15 protein-coding genes are annotated in these 19,430 nt (G+C 68.8%); 10 read left to right on the forward strand and 5 right to left on the reverse strand.

The window, feature by feature from the left end:
- Nucleotides 1-172: 172 nt before the first annotated feature.
- A complete protein-coding gene (locus ACFYY6_RS35065) occupies nt 173-733 on the reverse strand; it encodes a hypothetical protein (RefSeq protein WP_389197306.1) in 561 nt (186 codons plus the stop codon).
- A gap of 210 nt (nt 734-943) precedes the next feature.
- On the opposite strand from ACFYY6_RS35065, the gene ACFYY6_RS35070 reads away from it, so the two are divergent.
- The 3 genes from ACFYY6_RS35070 to ACFYY6_RS35080 all read left to right on the forward strand — a co-directional run bounded on the left by ACFYY6_RS35070 (nt 944) and on the right by ACFYY6_RS35080 (nt 4,668).
- Nucleotides 944-2,224, forward strand: a complete 1,281-nt coding sequence (locus ACFYY6_RS35070; RefSeq protein WP_389197308.1) for an endonuclease domain-containing protein — start codon at nt 944-946, stop codon at nt 2,222-2,224.
- A gap of 363 nt (nt 2,225-2,587) precedes the next feature.
- Nucleotides 2,588-4,441: a glycosyl hydrolase family 18 protein gene (locus ACFYY6_RS35075; RefSeq protein ID WP_389197310.1), complete on the forward strand. Its 1,854-nt coding sequence runs from the start codon at nt 2,588-2,590 to the stop codon at nt 4,439-4,441.
- Nucleotides 4,438-4,668, forward strand: a complete 231-nt coding sequence (locus ACFYY6_RS35080) for a hypothetical protein (RefSeq protein WP_388653506.1) — start codon at nt 4,438-4,440, stop codon at nt 4,666-4,668. Before ACFYY6_RS35075 ends, ACFYY6_RS35080 begins: the two co-directional genes overlap by 4 nt.
- A gap of 358 nt (nt 4,669-5,026) precedes the next feature.
- On the opposite strand, the gene ACFYY6_RS35085 is transcribed toward ACFYY6_RS35080, so the two are convergent.
- The 4 genes from ACFYY6_RS35085 to ACFYY6_RS35100 form a co-directional block, all read right to left on the reverse strand.
- Nucleotides 5,027-5,323, reverse strand: coding sequence for a hypothetical protein (locus tag ACFYY6_RS35085; RefSeq protein ID WP_388653504.1), 297 nt, complete (start codon nt 5,321-5,323; stop codon nt 5,027-5,029).
- A gap of 36 nt (nt 5,324-5,359) precedes the next feature.
- Nucleotides 5,360-5,752: a hypothetical protein gene (locus ACFYY6_RS35090; RefSeq protein WP_388653501.1), complete on the reverse strand. Its 393-nt coding sequence runs from the start codon at nt 5,750-5,752 to the stop codon at nt 5,360-5,362.
- A gap of 38 nt (nt 5,753-5,790) precedes the next feature.
- Nucleotides 5,791-7,941 carry a DUF6351 family protein gene (locus ACFYY6_RS35095; RefSeq protein ID WP_389197312.1) on the reverse strand — a complete coding sequence of 717 codons (2,151 nt, stop codon included), beginning with the start codon at nt 7,939-7,941 and terminating at the stop codon, nt 5,791-5,793.
- 104 nt (nt 7,942-8,045) lie between these two features.
- Complete coding sequence (locus tag ACFYY6_RS35100; protein WP_388653495.1) at nt 8,046-9,188, reverse strand: mandelate racemase/muconate lactonizing enzyme family protein; 1,143 nt, start codon at nt 9,186-9,188, stop codon at nt 8,046-8,048.
- Between the two features lie 236 nt (nt 9,189-9,424).
- Between ACFYY6_RS35100 and ACFYY6_RS35105 the strand changes: the two genes are divergently transcribed.
- From ACFYY6_RS35105 to ACFYY6_RS35135, 7 genes are all read left to right on the forward strand, one after another.
- Nucleotides 9,425-10,426, forward strand: coding sequence for a LacI family DNA-binding transcriptional regulator (locus ACFYY6_RS35105; protein ID WP_073791210.1), 1,002 nt, complete (start codon nt 9,425-9,427; stop codon nt 10,424-10,426).
- Nucleotides 10,427-10,549: 123 nt separating this feature from the next.
- Nucleotides 10,550-11,890, forward strand: coding sequence for an ABC transporter substrate-binding protein (locus ACFYY6_RS35110; RefSeq protein ID WP_388653492.1), 1,341 nt, complete (start codon nt 10,550-10,552; stop codon nt 11,888-11,890).
- Nucleotides 11,862-12,845 carry a carbohydrate ABC transporter permease gene (locus tag ACFYY6_RS35115; RefSeq protein WP_199883382.1) on the forward strand — a complete coding sequence of 328 codons (984 nt, stop codon included), beginning with the start codon at nt 11,862-11,864 and terminating at the stop codon, nt 12,843-12,845. Before ACFYY6_RS35110 ends, ACFYY6_RS35115 begins: the two co-directional genes overlap by 29 nt.
- Nucleotides 12,842-13,720, forward strand: coding sequence for a carbohydrate ABC transporter permease (locus ACFYY6_RS35120; protein ID WP_073791207.1), 879 nt, complete (start codon nt 12,842-12,844; stop codon nt 13,718-13,720). Before ACFYY6_RS35115 ends, ACFYY6_RS35120 begins: the two co-directional genes overlap by 4 nt.
- 103 nt (nt 13,721-13,823) lie before the next feature.
- Entirely contained in the window at nt 13,824-16,115 is a 2,292-nt protein-coding gene (locus ACFYY6_RS35125) for a hypothetical protein (protein ID WP_388653489.1), read from the forward strand.
- A 12-nt stretch (nt 16,116-16,127) separates the two neighbouring features.
- On the forward strand, nt 16,128-18,350 hold the full coding sequence (locus tag ACFYY6_RS35130; RefSeq protein WP_388653486.1) for an FAD-dependent oxidoreductase: 2,223 nt from the start codon (nt 16,128-16,130) through the stop codon (nt 18,348-18,350).
- Nucleotides 18,351-18,376: 26 nt separating this feature from the next.
- On the forward strand, nt 18,377-19,243 hold the full coding sequence (locus tag ACFYY6_RS35135) for an NAD-dependent epimerase/dehydratase family protein (protein WP_388653483.1): 867 nt from the start codon (nt 18,377-18,379) through the stop codon (nt 19,241-19,243).
- Nucleotides 19,244-19,430: the final 187 nt, after the last annotated feature.

Here is a 19,430-nt window from a genome sequence, read left to right on the forward strand (position 1 = left end):
TGTTGCAGGCCAGCGCCCGTCGTTCGTGGGTGCTGGCCTGCGTCATCGTGTTCACCAGGGGTCGAGTCAACAACAAGCAAAGAAAGCTACATAACCGCGGAACTGGACTCCGTCCTCAAGGGCTTCGACCACGGCTTCGACGAGACCTGAAGGGTAGGTCAGCAAGGGCAGGTCAGCGTCGAGTGACGGTGAAACCCGCGTCGTTGACGGCGGCGGTCCACACGTCGCGGTCGAACCACTTGGTGATGTTCGGCTGCATCTCTGTGATGGTGTGCATCCGGGCTTCCCAGTCGTGTCCGGCCGGGCCTCGGCTGTCGTCGCATCCGGCACAGCCGTCCTCGCCGTGGATGTGGCCGGCCATCCAGGCGTTGACAGCCACGTTGACGATGACCGCGTACAGGTCGCCGCCGGTCTGGGCCAGCGAGTCGGGCACCCCGGCGAGGACCAGGGCGAGCTCCGGATTCCCGATCGGCGGCATCGGAGGCTGCCCGGCGCCCTTCTCGTTGCTGCTCTCCTCGAAGGAGGCCAGGCTTTGCGCTAGGCGATCTGCCGTGACGGAGGCGTCGAAGTACCGCCAGGCGGAGCGCACCTGGATCCCGAGCCGGTCGGCCACAGTGTTGATGTTCTTCTCGATGGTGTCCTCAACGGTCGACGGCGCGAGCGTCACCCCTCGGTGGGCCAGCTCCGCGAGCGTCTGGGCAACGGCTTCCTTGAACGCCTTCGTGTTCCGCACGAGAGCATCGTAGGCAGGCAGGAGCAGCCGCCCGACGACTTCGCCTGAACCGACCGCCTGAGCGGGAGTGCCCCGCCGTAGAAATTCTGGCCCGTGTCAAGCCGACGGGAATCGGGAAAGCAGACCCGCACTCGCACGGCCACACGGTCACTCGTTCACGCATCCGAGTGGACGGTGGAGGCTGTCAGACCCCGCTGTCACCATCCGGGCATGACTCCGATCAGCCCCCAGCTCGCCCGCACATACTTCGCGGAGATTTCCGCCGGCTCCGCGATCCCACTCGATCCGGACGACCTTGTGCGGATGACGCGGGTACGCCAGCACGGCCACGTCGTCATCGGTGATGTCGCGATCCGCTGCTACAAGAACAAGTCGAAGTGGAGGTACGACGAACGCGACATCCGCCGCGCTGCCCAGGTGTTCGCCGACCTTCGCCTGGACCCCGACGATGTCGTCGAGATCCACTTGCCTCCCTACCGCGACCACGATGAGCGAGACCCGGAGGAATGGGGCGGGGCCGACTGGCGGAGGAGGATCGCCTACCGGATGTACCGGCACGCCCGCGTCAAGCACCAGAAGGAGCGGCACTACGAAGAGCGGGACGACAGCTGGCGGCGGATCGGGGCCGACGGGCTGCCCGGCGAGCTGACCTGGGAGGAGTTCACCACGGTCTGCGCCGGAGATCGGCAGAACGTCGCCAACACCCGGCCGCTGGAGCTGATGACCCACCGCGGCGGGAATCTGTTCCTGCCCAGGGCCTACGTCGAACTTCTGGACCGCTGGGAACAGGTGACGGAAAGCTTGCTCGCCCGGGCCCGGATCTGCAGCCGCTGCCGCGCCCAGGGCCCACGCTGGGGCGCCTGGCGCGCACCGAGCCCGCTCGGGTACGTCACCTTGTGCCCGCCGTGTGCGGGAGCGGCCTTCCAGCGGTACACCGGGCACCTGCGAGGCGTGCTGTACGAGTCGGCCCGCACACGCAGCACCCGCGCCGACGGCTACCTGTGCCGCCTGTGCGCGGAATCTCGGGCGGCGGCCTGGGATCACTGCCACGATCACGGCTACATCCGCGGCCCGCTGTGCGACAGCTGCAACACCTACGAGGGAAAGAGTACCGCGCATTCCTTCCTGCAGGACAAGGAGGGCGCCGCATTGCACCTGCTGGAATGCCGCAGCTGCCTGGACCGGCGCACCCTGCCCGCCCGCTACCACGCTGCCCTCGCCCGGATGCACGTGGAGGCAACCGAGCGCCACACCGTCCATACCCGCCGCTGCAGGCACGAGCCGTGGATCGAGCGGGTGGAACTCGTCCACGGCACGTACCGCTTCGAGCTGTCCTGCTGGTGGCACGAGGACACGTGGACGAAGGACATCACGGTCGCCGAGGCGTCGGCGCTCGTGCGGGACTTCGTCGACCAGGCGCTCGCGGCCGCGCAGCCTGACGGCAGGGTGCCGACCTCTCGCTCGGCGTCAGACACGACGTCCCGCGCGTGACCACCCCGCGATACGCCAGCGAGCCCCGGACCACTGGTCGGGTAGCCGCAAACCACTGCTGATCTCCGGCTACCCGACCACACCTGGGTGTGACTTAGCACTTCACTTGGCCGGTTGAGCGACTTGCCCGGGCGGTACCGGAGAGTCGTTCTTTCGAGTGAAGATCGAACTTCGGGCCGAAACGCTGATGTTTCGTCATCGACGATGCCTGGAACACGTCGCTCGGCGGTCCGGCAGACCATCACGCGAGCGGAACGGATCCGGGCACATATTCCCCCGGCCCGGCTGCCCCTGTCGCGGTCTGCCCGGTGCCCGGCGGCCGACGTCCGCATCGTGTGCAGCCGAGAGTATGAGGATTTCGTCATGAGTGAGCTGGTCAATGCCTCCGACCCGGGTATCGAGGTCAACGGCGAGGTACTGGGCAAGGGCGCGGCCGAGAAGACCTACCAGGAGAACGGCTTCGACCCCTCGAGGGAGGACAGCAGGCTGTCCTACACCCCGCGCCGGGCGGCGAAGACGGTCTTCAACACCTACCAGGGCGGCAACGGTCTGGCCCTCTCCGGCTACGTCGCGTCGGACTCCGCCTACGACTCCCGACTCGACGGCGACTTCAGCCAGGGCGGGCAGGGCGCGGACATCGCCCGTATCCCGGCCGGTGCCTTCGACGAGCTCGTCATCGGCGGCGTCGGCATCGTCGGCGACCAGGGCGAGCGGAAGGATCAGATCGACCGCGCGGCCCAGGACTTCAAGCTCGGCACCGACAGCGGCCAGGCCACCTTCACCGACAGCTGGGGCGACGTCCTCGCCTACATCGGCTACGGCTTCGACGGCTACCTCGGCGACGACGCCGCCGCGAACTTCACCCAGGACAAGGCCCACGGCCTGCTCGGTGCCGTCGCCGGCCTGAAGAAGAAGAACCCGAACCTGAAAATCGGACTCAACATCGGCGGCTGGGAGATGAGCGAGGCCTTCCACCACATCGCCAAGGACGCCGCCTCGCGTGAGCGGTTCGCCGATTCCCTCGCCCGGATCTTCACGGCCTTCCCGATGTTGACCGCCGTCCACCTCGACTGGCAGTACCCGAACTCCGCAGGCGCAGCCAGTAACGAGTACGGGCCCGAGGACACCCAGAACTACGCCGAGCTCATCAAGGCGGTCAAGCAGAAGCTCCCCCAGGCCACCATCGCCATCACCGCCCCCGCCGACACCGACGAGATCAAGGCCATGAACATCCCGCTGCTCATCGACGCCGGCGCGCAGCGCATCGACCTCCTCGCCTTCGACAGCTTCGGCACCCTCTGGGCCCCCGCCCTGGACCACCACACCCCACTGCGCCACGCCTCCGGTACGCAGGAGCCGCGCAGTGCGGACGCCGCGGTGACGTACCTGGTCGACGAGCAGAGGGTCGCCCCGGGCGTCATCCATCTCGCCTACGCCACCCACACCCGTAACGCCCGGCAGGCGAAGGTCCAGCAGACCTCCCCGCTGAAGGGCACCTACGACCCGAGCGCGGACACCACGGTCGGCTCGTTCGAGTCGGGCAAGAGCGAGCTGGCGGACGTGCTGCGCAACTACCTTGACCTGCAGGCAGGCAAGGGCCGAAGCGGCTTCACCCTCTGCACCGACACCGCCGCCGACGCCGACTTCCTCCACAACCCCGACAACGGCGTGTTCATCTCGCTGGACACCCCGCGCACCGTGAAGGCCAAGGCCGAGTACGCCCGCGCCAAGAACCTCGGCGGCCTGTACGCCTACCGCGCCGACGGCGACACCGGCCTGCTCGCCAACGCCGCCCGCGAAGGGCTCGGCCACACCGCCACCACCACCGTCATCGACATGAAACCCCACTGTCCGCGCCGCGCGGGCCGCATGGCCCGACGCCCTGCCCCTCGCCGTACGCCTGTCCGTCACGGACTTCGTCCATGGCGGCTGGACCCTCAAGGACACCATCCGTCTCGTGCCGCTGCTCGCCGCCGACGGCGCCGACCTGATCGACTGCACCTCCGGCGGCATCACCCGTCCCGAAGCCCGCCCCACCGGCCCGGCCTGGCAGGCCCCCTACGCGGCCATCGTGGACGAGGTCCCGGTGCTCGCGATGGCGGCCGCCGTCGCGGAGGGAACCACCATCATCTCCGGCGCTGGGGAACTGCGCGCGAAGCGAGTCGGACCGGATTGCCTCCACCACGCGGATGCTGCGGGCGTTCGGGGTGCCGGTGAGGGAGACCGACGACGGCATGGTCATCGAGGGGGCCGCGCGGCTGCGGCCGGCGCGGGTGGACTCGCACGGTGACCACCGCATCGCGATGACGGCGACGGTCGCCGGAGCGTGCGCGGCCGTGGGGACCACTGTGACCGACGGCTGGGATTCGGTGGCGACCAGCTACCCGGGCTTCGCCGCGGATCTGGTGCGGCTGACCGGGGCGTGTGCCGGTCCTGGCGCGTAGAGGGGTAGTCGTTGAGGCGGTCCGCTCCCACGATGCGTGGGAGCGGACCGTTCCTGTTGCCGGGGGTCTACCAGGTGTACCGATGGTACTCGAACTCGGCGGCGAACGTCTCCTCGACGGCCTTGCGTGCGAACGGGTGCTCCGGTGCATCGTCGGCCCGCTCCCGGTGTCGAAGTAGACCGGGCCCGGTTCGGTGCCATCGGCCAGCAGGACGCCGGGCCGGCCCTCGTGCTCGGGATGTGCCAGCGGGCGTTGGCAAGGCCCCCGGGCCCGGCTTGGTAGGTGCTCATGGCGGGCAGGCCGAGCCGGTTACGCAGCTCGACATCCCGCAGCCGTAACGGCGTGAACAACGAGTCCATCAGTGTTCGCCTTCCGGTGAGGTCGGTGTGGCGGTGAGGTGCTCGGCTGCCGTGGCGAGCGCGCGGTCGTAGGGGTCGGGGTCGCCGTCGGGCAGCGGTTCGTACAGGTCCCGGGTGTCGAGTTCCACCAGTGCGTCAAGAAGCCGGGCGGTGCCGGGGAAACTGTCCGGGGCAGGCACCGGCAGCCGGGGCAGTCGGAGGAGGGAGCCGAGTCCATGGTCGGTGAACAGCGGCATCTCGTGAAGCGGCCGGGCAGGCAGCCCGGCCCGGACTCCGGCGGCGCGCAGCGCCTTCACGGCATCGTTCGCCGTGTGGCCGGGGCAGGTCAGCTGTCAGTGCGCCTTGTAGAGTGCGCCGGCTGTCCGCCCGGCCGGCTCCGGCAGCGGGGTCAGGGCGGGCAGGTGCGTGGCGAGCAGGGTCTCGACGGCGGCCAGGCGTTCGTTCTTGGTGGCCAGCGTGTGCGGCAGGCGTCGCAGGTGGTCGGCGACCAGGACGGCCGCGGCCGGGGTGGGGCGGCGGTTGTGCCCGGCGCCGGTCACCGCGAGAGCCCGCAGTCCTGTGGCGTGCACCCGGGCCAGGGCCCGGTGCTTGGGCTGGGCCAGGACCTGGGCCCGCTCCCACACCTCGCGGTCGCGGGCGCTGAGCAGGCCGGCCTCCCCGCCGACGGGGCGGTAGCGTTCATACCAGCCGTGCGCCCACGCCCCACGTCCCGTACGCGCACTCAATAACCTGCCCCCGTTTTGGCTCACCTGCCGCGATCCTGTCACTTCCGGTCGAAGGAGAGCCATGTACCGGCGAGGTCCTGCTGGCCCACCCCGGGCTTGGACCAGTCGCAGACACCGTCCCGGAAGATCGCCGTAAGATCCTTCAACTCGCCTTCGGTGACCGGCACTCGGTAGTCCGATCGGTCCACGGGACGCTTGCGGCACTTGACGATGTCGTTGTCCACATCGGCCCCGGCCACCATCCGCGGCGAGGTCCACACCGGGTAGAGGGTGTTGCACTCGGTGTTGTCGATGCCCTCGACCTGGGGCTCCTCGATCTTCTTCGCACCGATGCCACGGGTCCAGCAGGCGTCGGTAAGACCTTGCGGCTTGTTGCGGACGATCTTCTCGATGGGCGTCTCGTCGCCGGGGTCCGCCTTGATGCCGGTGAGCCACTGGTCCATGTCAGACAGCATCCCGGCAAGCGTGAATCCGTGCCCGCTGGAGCGGGTGAGCATGATCTGGTTGGCGTGGGTGCCGTTGGCCTTGTCCAGGCGCGCCCGGGTGGAGAAGGAGTGGAAACGCATGTGCATGTCGCCGGTGGCCGCGTCGTCGGTGTAGTCGCGGTAGTCGATGATCGGGACGTCGGCAAGGCCACCACCGCCGTTCAGCATGCGGCCCGTGCGGTAGGCGAGCCGTACCGCCTTGAGATCGGCGACGGTGCGCGCCGCGGCGGGCTTGGCGTCGTCGTCGAGGCCGCCGATGCGCCGGTTCAGGTCGATGAACTGGGCCATGTCGATGGTCCCCTTGTTCAGGGCCTCAAGTCCGTACTGGATACCGGTGTTGTCGAGCGGCCTGCGCGCCTTCCCGGTCTCCGGTACCTCGCCGTAGACGTTCACGGTGTGGCTGTAGACATCACAGCGGGCACCGTCCGGGTTGGTGCCGGGGTTGTAGCGCTGTGCCGCGGGCAGCTGGGACGGGCAGTACACCGTGGGGTCGATGCGGCCGGCGGCGCGGGCCAGGCTGCCGATGCTCTCCCACTTGCCGAACCCGGAGACCGCCCGCTGCTGCTCCTCGGTGAACGCGTCCGGCGCGACATCCTTGAAGTAGTGGTTCAGGAGCTGGGCGTCGCTGAGCGTCTGTATCGTTCCGAAGCCGACATCGGGAAAGCTGCAGCCGGAGAGGATGCCGTCCAGCAGACCCGGGTAGTTGTCGGCGATCTGATGAGTCTGGTACGAGCCGCCGGAGCAGCCGTTTCCGATGGTGAAGGCCGGTTCGCCGTACGTCTCCACGAAGCGTTCCTTGACCATGCTCATGGTCTCGGCCGCCAGCACATCGTTGCAGTTGTTGCCGAACACGTTGAGCGTGGACGAGGCGACGCCGTAGCCCTTGCTCAGATACGCGTCGTTCATGATACCGACGGTGTTTCGGCCCTGGACGTACCAGCCACCGTTGCAGCCCCCGCCGAAGCCGTACACGAGGCGCCCGTTCCAGCCCGGCTCACGTTGCAGCGGGTCGGGGGCGGCGGACTGCGGATCGTGCAGCACGGCCGTCTCGTAGATGCCGCGGTTGATGGTGCCGGTCTCGACGCGGACGATGTACGGCACCTTCTTGCCCGTGCTCGTCGTGGCCGTGGCCAGGTCTGCGGGGCGGGCGCTCTCGTCGGGCAGCGGAACGAACTTGCCGGCCGTGGTGCGGTACATGTAGTCGACGCGAGTGCTGACCGAGCAGTCCTTGTCGAGCGGCTGCCCGAGGGTGTCGCCGGTCACCGTCTTGAACTCGGCGGTGTCGCAGACGAACGGCTGCTCGTGCGGCCCGGAGAACATCGGCCCCGTGATGGGGTGGTTCTTCAGGGTCAGCTGTCCGGCGTCGGCGCCCGGAGCCCGGGCCGTCAGTGTGTTGTCGCCCTTGGACAGCTCCTTCACCACGCCCATCAACGCATGGTCGCCGGAGGGCCGGAAGCTCGACGTCACGTCCCGGCCCGCCACCTCGACCCGGACTCCGTCGGCCGCTACGGAGGCGGGCACCTCGACACGTATCAGGGCGTCGTCTCCCGACACCATGCCGGGCCGCGACGACACGGCCGTCACCTGTAGCTTCTCGCGTTCCTGACTGCCGGCCGGCGTCGCCGAAGCGCCGATCAGCACACCCATGAACGCTGTGCCGACAAGGACCAGTTCGACCGGTCTCGCGGCTCGTGTGAATGACACCACGGAATTACCCTCGCTTCTGAAGTCTGAGGTCGTGCTCGGAGATGGTGCTCGCAGTACGGACACGGGCTTCGGGCCCGCGCGGCCGACCGGCTCCGGCCCGGCTACCAGTTGGTGAACGCACCGTCCGTCGTGCGCAAGTGCGGGCGCTCGGCCGCCGTGGCCTGGTAGCGGCGTGCCGCCTCCCGGTCGATGTCGACGCCGATGCCCGGCAGTTCGCTCAGCTCCACCCGTCCCGGCACGATCGTCGGCCTCGCGGTGAAGAGGGCGGCGATGGCCGGGTCGGGGTCGGTCTGGTGCTCCTGGATCGCCATATTGGGGCAGGCCAGGTTGAGTTGGAGCGAGGAGGCGGCGGTGACCGGGCCGAGCGGGTTGTGGGTGGCGAGCTTGATGTGGTGGGCCTCCGACATCGCCGCGATCTTCTTCGCCTCGGTCAGACCCGCGGCCACCCCGACGTCCACTCGCGCGTAATCGATGAGGTCGTCCTCGATGAGTGTCCTGAACTCCCATTTGGATCCGTACTGCTCACCTGCGGCCAGCGGCACACCCGTGCGGGCCCGCAGCATGCGATAGCTGTCCGGGTTCTCACAGCGCAGTGGGTCCTCGACGAAGTACGGGCGGGCCGCCTCGATCTCTCGGCACAGGGTCAGCGCCTCCGGCGGATCCAGGCGGGTATGGACGTCGAGGATCAGCTCCACCTCGTCGCCGACCGCGTCCCGGACCTCGTGGAAGAGGCCGACCGAGTCACGCAGGCAGCGGCGGGCGTCGAGCGTGCCGTCGGCGTCGTGCGGCGAGGCGAACCGCAGATGGCGCCAGCCCTCGGCGACCAGGCCGCGGCAGCGGTCCAGGAACCGAGCGCGGTCGTCGTAGCCGTCACCGACATGCACATAGGCGGGCACGTGATCACGCACCCGGCCGCCGAGGAGTTCGTGCACCGGTACGCCGAGCGCCTTGCCGCGGATGTCCCAGAGGGCCACGTCCACCGCCGCGATGGCGGCTCCGAGTATGCGGTCGGCGGGGAAGAACCCGCGCCGGAACATCACCTGCCAGAGGTGCTCGATGCGCCGTGGGTCCTCGCCGGCGATCAGCTCCGCGAGGTGGTCGAGACCACCCGCGACCGCTCGCTGACGCGACCTGATGCCGACCTCGCCCAGACCGTGGATGCCCTCGTCGGTGTCGACCACGACCAGCATCATGCTGTCTCCGTGGTCGGGGAGAGTCAGCACTTCCAGGCCGGTGATCTTCATGCCACTCCTCTATGAAAACGTTCCCGCAATTTCAGTGCCGTTCTTGAGAACACATCATTGGCAGCAGTTCGGCCGCAAGGCAAGACCCATGCATGCAGCAGGTTTTCCTCGGCGAAATACTCCTGACACATGTCTTGACACGCACCGGGAACGTTCGCAAACATCAACCGCATTCGCAGGATCCAGATGCGAGAGGACCGGGATCCCCCGGCTCAGGACGACGAGGAGGCCCACCCGTGGCAGTAACGATCCGGGAGGTGGCGAGCGCCGCGGGCGTCTCGGTGTCGACGGTGTCCCGTGCGTTCACCGCACCCGACCAGGTGCAGCCGACGACCCGGCAGCGCATCCTCGACGCCGCGGCCGAGCTCGGCTACTCCCCCAACCCGGCGGCCCGTTCACTGCGCGGCAGCGGCACCGGTACGCTCGGCCTGATCGTCCCGGACATCGCCAACCCGTTCTTCCCGCCGATCATCAAGGCGATGCAGGCCCGCGCCCGGCACCTGGGCTACACGGTTCTGGTCGCCGACAGCGACGAGCGCGAAGCCGACGAAATGGCGGCCATCGCGGCCGTGTCGAAGCGGGTCGACGGCCTGATCCTGTGGGCTTCCACCCTCACCGAGGACCGGCTCCACGAACTCGCGGGCCGGATGCCGCTGGTGGTGGTGAACCGTCACGTACCGGGCATCCCCGAGGTCCGGATCTCACTGGCCGCCGGCATCGCGCAGGCCGCCGAACAGCTGAAGGCGTACGGCCACCGGCGCTGCGTCTTCATCAACGCGTCCCGCGCCGAGCTGAGCCGCGGCAAGTCCATCCAGGAGTCCTTCGAAGCGCTCGACCTCTCCCTGTCCGAGCTCGGGCCGTACGAACCACGGTTCGAGACGGGCGTGCACGCCGCCACCCTCGTCGCCGCCCACGAGGCGACGGCCGTGATCGCCCACAACGACGTTGTCGCCCTGGGCGTGCTGCACCAGATGGCCAACCTCGGTGTGAGCGTCCCGCGCGACGTCAGCGTCATCGGCATCGACGACACACTGCTCGCCTCCGTCTCCACCCCCAGCCTCACCACGATCCGGATCGACCCCGAAGAGATCGCCACACGTGCGGGGGATCTCCTGATCGAGACGATCGCGAACACAACAGGCCGCACCGGACGGGGTCCCGATGCCGCCTCCCCCATCGTGGAGATCGGCTCCCGCCTGATCCCCCGCGCCTCGACGGGCCCCGCACCCGCCCACTGACCCACCCGCGGCGCACACCACCGCAACGACCAAAGCACTGCACAACGCCGCACCGAACCCACTCCTGCCCTTCTTGGAGCCGTTATGCCCAGAAACTCCCGCTGTGCGGCCATACTTGGCTGCATGGCGCTGACCGCGACCCTCGCGGGCTGTTCCTCCCTCACTCCGAGCAGCGCCGGCGGGGACGGCGATCTCGTACTGCGGGTGCAGGGCATGCCGCCGGCCACCGACAAGCCGGGGGTCGCCCTGTTCAAGAAGCAGGTGGCCGACTTCGAGAAGGCCAACCCGGGCATCAAGGTCAAGGGTTCGACCACGGTCTTCGACCCGCTGACGTTCTCCGCGAAGCTGTCCGGCGGCAATGTCGAGGACGTCATCAAGGTGCCGCTGACCGAGCCGCAGCGGCTCATCCAGCAGAAGCAGGTGCAGCCGATCACCGGGCAGCTCAAGGAGTGGGAGCACTTCAAGGAGTTCAACCCCCAGGTGCTCCAGCCGCTGACCGACAGCGCCGGCGACGTGTACGGCGTACCGCAGAACCCGTACGCCCAGGGGCTGGTCTACAACCGCGAGCTCTTCGAGAAGGCCGGCCTGGACCCCGACCGCCCGCCGACCACCTGGGCGGGGGTCCGTACCGCCGCCAAGAAGATCAGCGACAAGACCGGCAAGGCGGGGTTCGTCCATGAATCCAAGGACAACCAGGGCGGCTGGCAGCTGACGATGCTGTCGTACGCCTTCGGTGGTGAGCTACAGAAGGAGCAGGGTGGCAAGTACACCGCCACGCTCACCGCGGAGCCGACGAAGCAGGCGTTGCGGCTGCTCAAGGACATGCGCTGGAAGGACGACTCGCTCGGCAAGACCCTGCTCAACAATCAGAACGACGTGATCAAGCAGTTCTCGGCCGGGCAGGTCGGCATGTTCATGGGCAGCCCGGGGACGTACCGGCTGGCGAAGATGCAGTTCGGCATGGAGAACACCGACGCCTTCGGAGTGGCCCCGATGCCGCAGTCCGGCGGCGACGCGACGCTCACCGGCGGCGACATCTACATGGTTCCGAAGTCCGCCGACAAGAAGCACGCGGCAGCGGCCGTGGAGTGGCTGACGTTCGCCTATGCCAAGCCGCAGTACAGCACCGACATCGCCGCCGAGCAGGCCAAGACGCTGTCCGCCGACCCGAAGTCCGCGGTGGGCGTGCCGACGCTGCCGGTCTTCGACAGGAAGCGGCAGACCGAGATCGATGCCGCGATCAAGCCGTACGTCAATGTGAAGCTTCAGCACTTCAAGCCGTACATCGACGGCCTCTCCACACTGAAGCTGAAGCCGGAGCCGCCGTACCAGGCACAGAAGCTGTACACCGTGCTCGACCCGGTGGTCCAGGCAGTGCTCACCAAGCGCGACGCCGACATTGACGCCCTGCTGCCCGCGGCCGAGAAGGACGTCAATGCCAAGCTCGCCGCGGACCAGAAGTAGCCGGCCCGTGGCTCTGCTCACTCCGTCGCGGCGCCCGGCCGCCGTGTCCAAGGAGCCCGTGCCGCGCGCCCTGCCTCGGCAGCGTGGCACCGGCGCCCGCAAACAGTTCACCGCCTGGCTGTTCCTCGTCCCCGCACTGCTGATCTTCGGGCTCTTCGCCTGGTGGCCGATCGCGCGCAGCCTGCTGCTCAGCTTCCAGAAGACCAACCTCGTCGAGCCCGCGGTCTGGATCGGCCTGGACAACTTCCGTGCCCTGTTCGACGATCCGCTGCTGGGGACCGCCGTCGGGAACACCCTGTTCTTCGTGGCCCTCGGCCTGCTGATCGGGTTCCCGGCGCCGCTGGTCCTGGCCGCGATCATGTCGACGGTGCGGCGCGGCGCGGGCGTCTACCGCTTCCTGGTGTATCTGCCGGTGGTCATCCCGCCGGTCGTGGCGATCCTGCTCTGGAAGTGGTTCTACGATCCCGGGAGCGGGCTCTTCAACAACGCCCTCGGCAAGATCGGGCTCGGCCCGTACTCGTGGCTGGAGTCCTCCGACAGCGCCATGCTCTCGCTGGTCCTGGAGGCCACCTGGGCGGGCATGGGCGGTGCCGTTCTGATCTACCTCGCGGCGATGGTCGGCATCCCCGGCGAACTCTATGAGGCCGCCGAGATGGACGGTGCCGGGATCTGGCGGCGCATCTGGCATGTGATGCTGCCTCAGCTCCGTTCCGTCATCGGGCTGTTGCTGCTGGTCCAGCTGATCAACACGGTGCAGGTCTTCACCGAACCGTATGTCTTCACCGGCGGCGGGCCCGAGAACTCCACCCTCACGGTCCTGCTGCTGATCTTCCGGTACGCCTTCCAGGACGGCGAGTACGGCCAGGCCGCCGCGCTCTCCTTCCTGATGGTGCTCGCCCTCGCCCTGCTCTCCGCGGTCTATCTGCGGGCCACCCGCAGCTGGAGCACGTCATGACCACGCTCACCACCTTCGTCTCCACCAACGACCGCCAACGCCCCGGCGTGCGCGCGGCAGTGCGCTCCGTCCAGGTGTTCACCCTGATCCTGCTGCTGCTCATCGGCATCGGACCGCTGTACTGGATGGTCAAGGGCGCGGTCTCCCCGCCCACCGAGCTCACGACCCAGCCCCTGGCCCTCTGGCCGGACCGGCCGGCTCTGGGCAACTTCTCGACGGCGTACACCGATCTGAGTGTCGGCCGCTATCTGATGAACACCCTCCTGGTGGTCGGCGGATCGTGGTTCGTGCAGCTCTTCGTCTCGGCCACGGCGGGCTTCGCGCTCTCGGTGCTCAGGCCGAAGTTCGGCAAGGTCGTCTACGGGGCGATCCTCGCCACGATGTTCGTGCCGTACACGGTGAACATGGTCAGCCTCTTCATGACCATGATCGATGTACCGTTCCTCCACCTCAACCTGGGCGACACCTACTGGGCGATCTGGCTGCCGGCCGGCACGAACGCCTTCACGGTGCTGCTCGCCAAGCAGTTCTTCGATGCCCTCCCGAAGGAGCTGTTCGACGCGGCGCGGGTCGACGGGGCAAGTACCCGGCAACTGCTCACCAAGATCGTGCTGCCCATGAGCAAGCCGGTGCTCGCCGTGATCAGCCTGCTCGCGGTGATGCACTCCTGGAAGGACTTCATCTGGCCGCTGGTGGCCATCACCGACCCCGAGCGGCAGCCGATCAGCGTCGCGCTGTCCCAGCTCGCCACGCAGGCCCCGCAGGACCAGCTGATCGCCACGATGGTGCTCGCCGTCGCCCCGCCGGTGCTCGTCTTCGTCGTCTGCCAGAAGTACATCGTCGCCGGGCTCGGCTTCACCGGGGTCAAGGGCTGACTTCCGCCGGAGACGGCGGCCGAGCCCCGGCTCCCCCACCGCACCTTCCGCTCCGAAATCTCCGGAGCATCCGGAACACCCAGACCAAGAGAAGGGCACCTCCATGTCAGTCGCCCGGCGCAGATTCATCCAGGGCACGGCCGTCGCCACCGGCGCCGCACTGTTGCCCGCCGTTCCCGCGTACGCCGCGGACCCGGTCACCATCGAGGCCGACGGCATCACCCTGGTCGGCCGTGGCGACGGCAGCGTCCTCGTGCGGGACGGTGCGGGCACCGACCGCATCCTGCTCAGCCACTTCATGATCAAGGACACCTCGCTCGGCCAGCAGCGCACCTTCGGCGGCACCCCCGCCCGGATCACGCTCCCGGACGGGCGGCCCGCGATTCAGGTCACGTACACGATGGGGAGCAGCGCGTCCGGAGTCACGGTGCGCGGCACCTTCGACGTCACCTCCCGCAAGGCACACATGAAGTGGGAGGTCGGCGGCTCCGGCACGCTCACACCGGCCGGCTTCATGTTCTCCCGCACGGTGTACGGAGCGAGCGCGGCGGAGTCGTACGAAGCCCTGACCGTCTGGGAGAAGGACCCCCGGGGCGGCATTCCGTACGAGGTGAACGCGGGCGGCGCGTACGTGGAGACGTGGGCCGGGTCGAAGGGCTTCTTCTGCCTCCCGTCCACCAACCCCGCGAACACGAACGCCACATGGGTCCATTCCCCCGGCACCTCGACCGGCGCGGGCACCGCGGTCACCGAGGCCGATCTGGTTCTGGGCGATCTACGGCCGCGCGGGGCGGGAACGCTCGCCGCCGAGCGCCCGCTCGGCGTGGAGGTGTGGACCGACCAGCCGTTCAACCTCTACAAGGCGGCCGGGCAGACGATGACGCTGAAGGCGCAGGTCGTCAACGGCTCCGCCACGGCCAGGAAGGTGACGCTCACCTGGTGGGCGCGGGACTTCGGCGGCAGAAGGATCGCCGGGGGGACGCTCCGCAGGAGTCTCGCGGCGGGCGCGGCCTGGAACGCCTCCTTCGCTCTGACCGCGCCCTCGCAGAACATCGTGTTCACCGGGGTGGAGGTGGTCAGCGGCAACGACCGGGCGCTGGCCCGCACGAATCTGAGCGTGCTCCCGGAGTTCGCGTACAAGGCGGGCAAGGAGTCGATGTTCGGCCTCGCCAACTACCCCTGGCTGCTCGAACCCGACAAGGACGCCGTACTGGGGCTGGTCAGGACGCTCGGCATCAAGTGGATCCGCATCGCCTACGCAGGCGCCCCGGGCATCGACACCGCGACCCTGGACGCGAACGGCATCGGGCACAACGTGGAGCTGAGCGGCATCCCCGTGGGCGGCAGCCCGGAGCAGATCGCGGCCTGGGCCGACACGAATGTCGCCAAGGCCCTGGCCGCCGAGGCCGCGTACTTCGAGGTGAGCAACGAGGTCAACCAGCCCTGGATGTCGGGCCGCGGCGCCGACGCCTACGTCCGGGACGGTCTGCGCCAGGTCACCACGCGCCTCGACGCGGCGGGCTCGCGGATGAAGGTCATGAACGCCGGCCTCGGCGGCATGGACTACGTATGGACCGAGAACTTCCGTGCCGCGGGCGGCTGGGACCTCATCGACGCCTTCGCCTTCCACCCCGGTCGCGGCAACTTCACGCCCGATTTCGCGCCGCCGCCCGAGGAGTGGACGCAGGGACCGTCCGGCTCGTACTGGAACTTCCTCGGCGCGCTGCGCAAGGCGAACCAGGTCCTTCAGGAGTACGGCGGCGACAAGGAGCTGTGGCTGACCGAGGCGTACGCACCGACCCGGCCCAACACGTGGTGGAGCGACACCTACCGGCACGCCGCCGAGAACACACTGCTCACGCTCGCGCTCGCCAAGTCCGAGAACGTACGCGCCGTCAACTGGTACCAGCTGCACGACTCGGTGCTCTACCACCCGCAGGAGGCCGACCCCGCCAACCCCGAGTACCACTACGGCCTGATGAACCGCGACACCAGCGCCAAGCCCTCGCTCCTCGCCTACGCGACCGCCGCCCGGGTCTTGGACGAGGCCGAGTTCGTCCGGCATCTCGCCTTCGCCGACCAGGACATCAAGGGACTCCTCTTCACCACTCCCGGCGGACCGGTCTCGGTCATCTGGAGCCGCAAGGACGGATACGTCCTCAACTCCGAGCACGGCGAGGACCCCTGGTTCGCGTCGCCCGAGCCCTGGGTCGACACCTGGACGACCAGGACCCCGGTCGTGGCCCACGCGGGGACGGTCGACGGCACGGTGCGGGAGCTGAACTGCATCGGCCAGGAACGCTCCCTGAAAGCCTCCGACGGCAAGGTCACCCTCACCCTCGACGGTGCCCCGCGCATCTACTACGGCCTCGCCACCAATCCCGACTGGAAGTAAGTGACGTTCGACATGAGGAACGAAACCGCACGGCACGACATCACCGTCGTCGGCGGCGGCCTGGCCGGGGTCTGCGCGGCGATCGCCGCCGCCCGGCTGGGCCGTACCGTGGCACTCGTCAACAACCGGCCGGTGCTCGGCGGCAACGCGAGCAGCGAGGTCCGGGTCTGGGTGTGCGGCGCGACCGGCCACGGCAAGAATCACCATGCCCGTGAGGGCGGCATCATGGGCGAGCTGCTCGTGGAGAACCAGTTCCGCAACCCGGACGGGAACCCCTACTACTGGGATGCCGTGGTCCTGGACGCCGTGCGCGCCGAGCCCGGCATCACGCTCTATCTCAACACCGACGTGCGCGAGGTCGACGCCGAAGGTCCGGACGAGGCCCGGCGAATCACCTCGGTCACCGGTTGGATGATGGGCTCGGAGCGGCGGATACGCTTCGAGAGCCCCCTCTTCCTCGACTGCACGGGGGACGGCCTGATCGGCCACCTTGCGGGCGCCCACCACCGCATCGGCCGGGAATCCCACGCCGAGTACGGCGAGTCATGGGCTCCGGAGGCGGCCGACGACATCACCCTGGGATCGACTCTCCTCTTCTACACGAAGGACGCCGGCCATCCGGTCAAGTTCGTGCCGCCGGACTTCGCCAAGGACATCACCCGGACCTCCATCCCGCAGCGCCGCGTCATCAAGTCCGGTGACAACGGCTGCGCGTACTGGTGGATCGAGTTCGGCGGCGAGCTCGACACCGTCCACGACAACGAACGCATCCGTGACGAGCTGTGGGCGGTGATCCACGGCGTCTGGGACCACATCAAGAACTCCGGCGAGTTCGACGCGGCGAACATGACGCTGGAGTGGGTGGGTTCGGTGCCCGGCAAGCGCGAGTACCGACGCTTCCTCGGCGACTACGTCCTGCACCAGGGCGACATCCTCGGCCAGACCGAGTTCGACGACCGGGTCGCGTTCGGCGGCTGGTCCATCGACCTGCATCCGCCCAAGGGCATGTACGCCGACGAGGGCGGCGCCAAGCAGCGCTACGCGGACGGGATCTACCACATCCCCTACCGCAGCCTGTACTCGGTGAACACGACGAACCTGCTCTTCGCCGGACGCAACATCTCCGCCAGCCACGTCGCCTTCGGCTCGACCCGCGTCATGGCGACCTGCGCCACGATCGGACAGGCGGCCGGCACGGCGGCGGCACTCTGCGCCACCGGAGATGTCACCCCGCGCGAACTCCCCGTACCCGAGCTGCACCGGGCGCTGCTGCGCCAGGATGCCTCGCTCATCGGCCTCGCCTCGACGGACCCGGAGGACCTGGCCCTGCGGGCGAGGGCCACCGCCTCATCCACCTTGAGCGGCTTGGCAGTCGAGGACTCCGACGAGCTATGGCCGCTCGCGGCGGACGCCGGACTCGTCCTCCCCGCGGACCCGGACCTCTCCGGCGTGGAACTGCTCGTCGACGCCGACCGCGACACCGAGATCGTGATCGATCTGTACGACCCCGAACTCGGCCAGAACTACGTCCCGCGCCGCCTCGTCACCTCCACCACCCTGCCCGTCGCCGCCGGTGCCCGGCAGTGGCTCAAGACGGGCCTGGACTGGTCTCCCGAAACCCCGCGCAACGCCTTCCTGGTAGTCCGCGCCAACGACGCCCTCGCTCTGCACCGCTCCGACCGCCCGACCCCCGGCGTCCTGTGCTTCACGCGCGTACCGCTGCGCCCGTCGGACGAATCGCCGCAGCCGCTGCGCGAGTGGACGGACACAGGTCTGCTGCGCCGCACCTTCTGCCTCCGTACGGGAGAGACCGCGGCCTACTCCCCCGCCAAGGCCACCGACGGCTATGCCCGCCCGTACGCGGGACCGCACATGTGGGTCTCCGCACCACTGGCGGACGTCCCTTCCCCCTGGCTCGAGCTGGCCTGGCCCGAACCGGTCGCTCTGGGCCGGATCGAGGTCATCGCCGACGACGACGTCAACGAGGACCTGATCAACTTGCACCACCACCGCACGCCCTTCGACACCCTCCCCACCCTCCTTCGCGACTACCGCGTCGAGGCACTGGATACTGACGGCTCCTGGCGCGTCATCGCCCGTGCGGCGCAGAATCGGCGGCGACGCGAGACGCACACGCTGGCGGAGCCGGTCACCACATCGGCGATCCGGGTCGTCGTCGAAGCCACCAACGGGGCGGCGGCGGCGCACGTCGTCGCCGTTCGCGCCTACGAGTAGAAGCACCGACGCAGGAGAGTGACCGGATGGTCAAAAGAGCGATGGTCACCGGGGCCGCCGGGCGGATCGGGCGAGCGGTCCTCGCGCTGCTCGCCGAGCGCGGGATCGAGGCGAACGCCTTGGTCCTCGATGATCCCGGGGATCTCGCGGCGCGCCTGGTCGCGACCGGTGACGCGGCCGACGCGAAGACCGTGCGGGCTGCTCTGGAGGGCGCCGATGCGGTCATCCACCTGGCGGCGATCCCGACTCCCGAGCGCAACACCGCATGTGAGGTCTTCGCGGGCAACAGCCTCTCCACCTTCACCGTCCTGGAGGAGGCCGGCCGGGCCGGGATCCGGCATGCGGCGGTGGCAAGCTCCTGGGGTGTCACGGGCCTGCCCTGGACGGATGTCGCGGATCCGCATCCGCCATACGCGCCGGTCGATGAGGCGATGGCCTCCCAGGTTGCCGACCCTTACGGCCTGTCCAAACAGGTCGACGAGCTGACAGCGCAGATGATGGCGCGGCGGTACGGAATGAGCGTGGTGTGCCTGCGCTATCCGTACGTGGGCGGATTCGAGGAACGGCTGCACGCCCATGCCGCCCGGCTCACGGCCGACCCGGCCGCGGGGGCAAGAGACCTGTGGACGTACCTCGAGGTCCATGACGCAGCGAGGGCCGCGCTACTGGCCTTGGACGTACCCGGCCGTACGGCGCACGCGGTACACCTCTGCGCCCCCGAGATCATCGTGCCGTACCCGACGGAGGAACTGCTGCGCCGCTATCACCCCACCACCGTGCTGCGGCGCCCGCTGCCGGGTCGCGCGGCGCCGGTCGACACCTCGGCCGCGCGCAGGCTGCTGGGGTTCACGGCACAGAATCTCCTCGGTCACTGGGCGGTTCCGCCGAGTTGAGATCACGACGGCCGTCGGACCACCGCGGATAGGAGAGAACAGGACGTTACCTGAGTCCGAGTGACGTACCGAGTGATATCCGCGATGACTCCACCAAATCATCGTCAGCCGGGCGAAGGTGGTGCTAGGTGGCAGTTCGCTGGTCTGCGGAGGAGCCAGGCGACCTGACTCTCGCGGAACGTAGGGA

The sequence above is a fragment of the Streptomyces sp. NPDC001750 genome (assembly GCF_042892615.1).
Classification (GTDB): domain Bacteria; phylum Actinomycetota; class Actinomycetes; order Streptomycetales; family Streptomycetaceae; genus Streptomyces.

Excerpts from the sequence above, each read along its gene's own strand:
- ACFYY6_RS35125 (WP_388653489.1), top strand. The coding sequence starts at position 13,824 with ATGTCAGTCGCCCGGCGCAGATTCATCCAGGGCACGGCCGTCGCCACC.
- ACFYY6_RS35075 (WP_389197310.1), top strand. The coding sequence starts at position 2,588 with ATGAGTGAGCTGGTCAATGCCTCCGACCCGGGTATCGAGGTCAACGGC.
- ACFYY6_RS35135 (WP_388653483.1), top strand. The coding sequence starts at position 18,377 with ATGGTCAAAAGAGCGATGGTCACCGGGGCCGCCGGGCGGATCGGGCGA.
- ACFYY6_RS35110 (WP_388653492.1), top strand. The coding sequence starts at position 10,550 with ATGGCGCTGACCGCGACCCTCGCGGGCTGTTCCTCCCTCACTCCGAGC.
- ACFYY6_RS35130 (WP_388653486.1), top strand. The coding sequence starts at position 16,128 with ATGAGGAACGAAACCGCACGGCACGACATCACCGTCGTCGGCGGCGGC.
- ACFYY6_RS35070 (WP_389197308.1), top strand. The coding sequence starts at position 944 with ATGACTCCGATCAGCCCCCAGCTCGCCCGCACATACTTCGCGGAGATT.
- ACFYY6_RS35115 (WP_199883382.1), top strand. The coding sequence starts at position 11,862 with ATGCCAAGCTCGCCGCGGACCAGAAGTAGCCGGCCCGTGGCTCTGCTC.
- ACFYY6_RS35100 (WP_388653495.1), bottom strand. The coding sequence starts at position 9,188 with ATGAAGATCACCGGCCTGGAAGTGCTGACTCTCCCCGACCACGGAGAC.
- ACFYY6_RS35120 (WP_073791207.1), top strand. The coding sequence starts at position 12,842 with ATGACCACGCTCACCACCTTCGTCTCCACCAACGACCGCCAACGCCCC.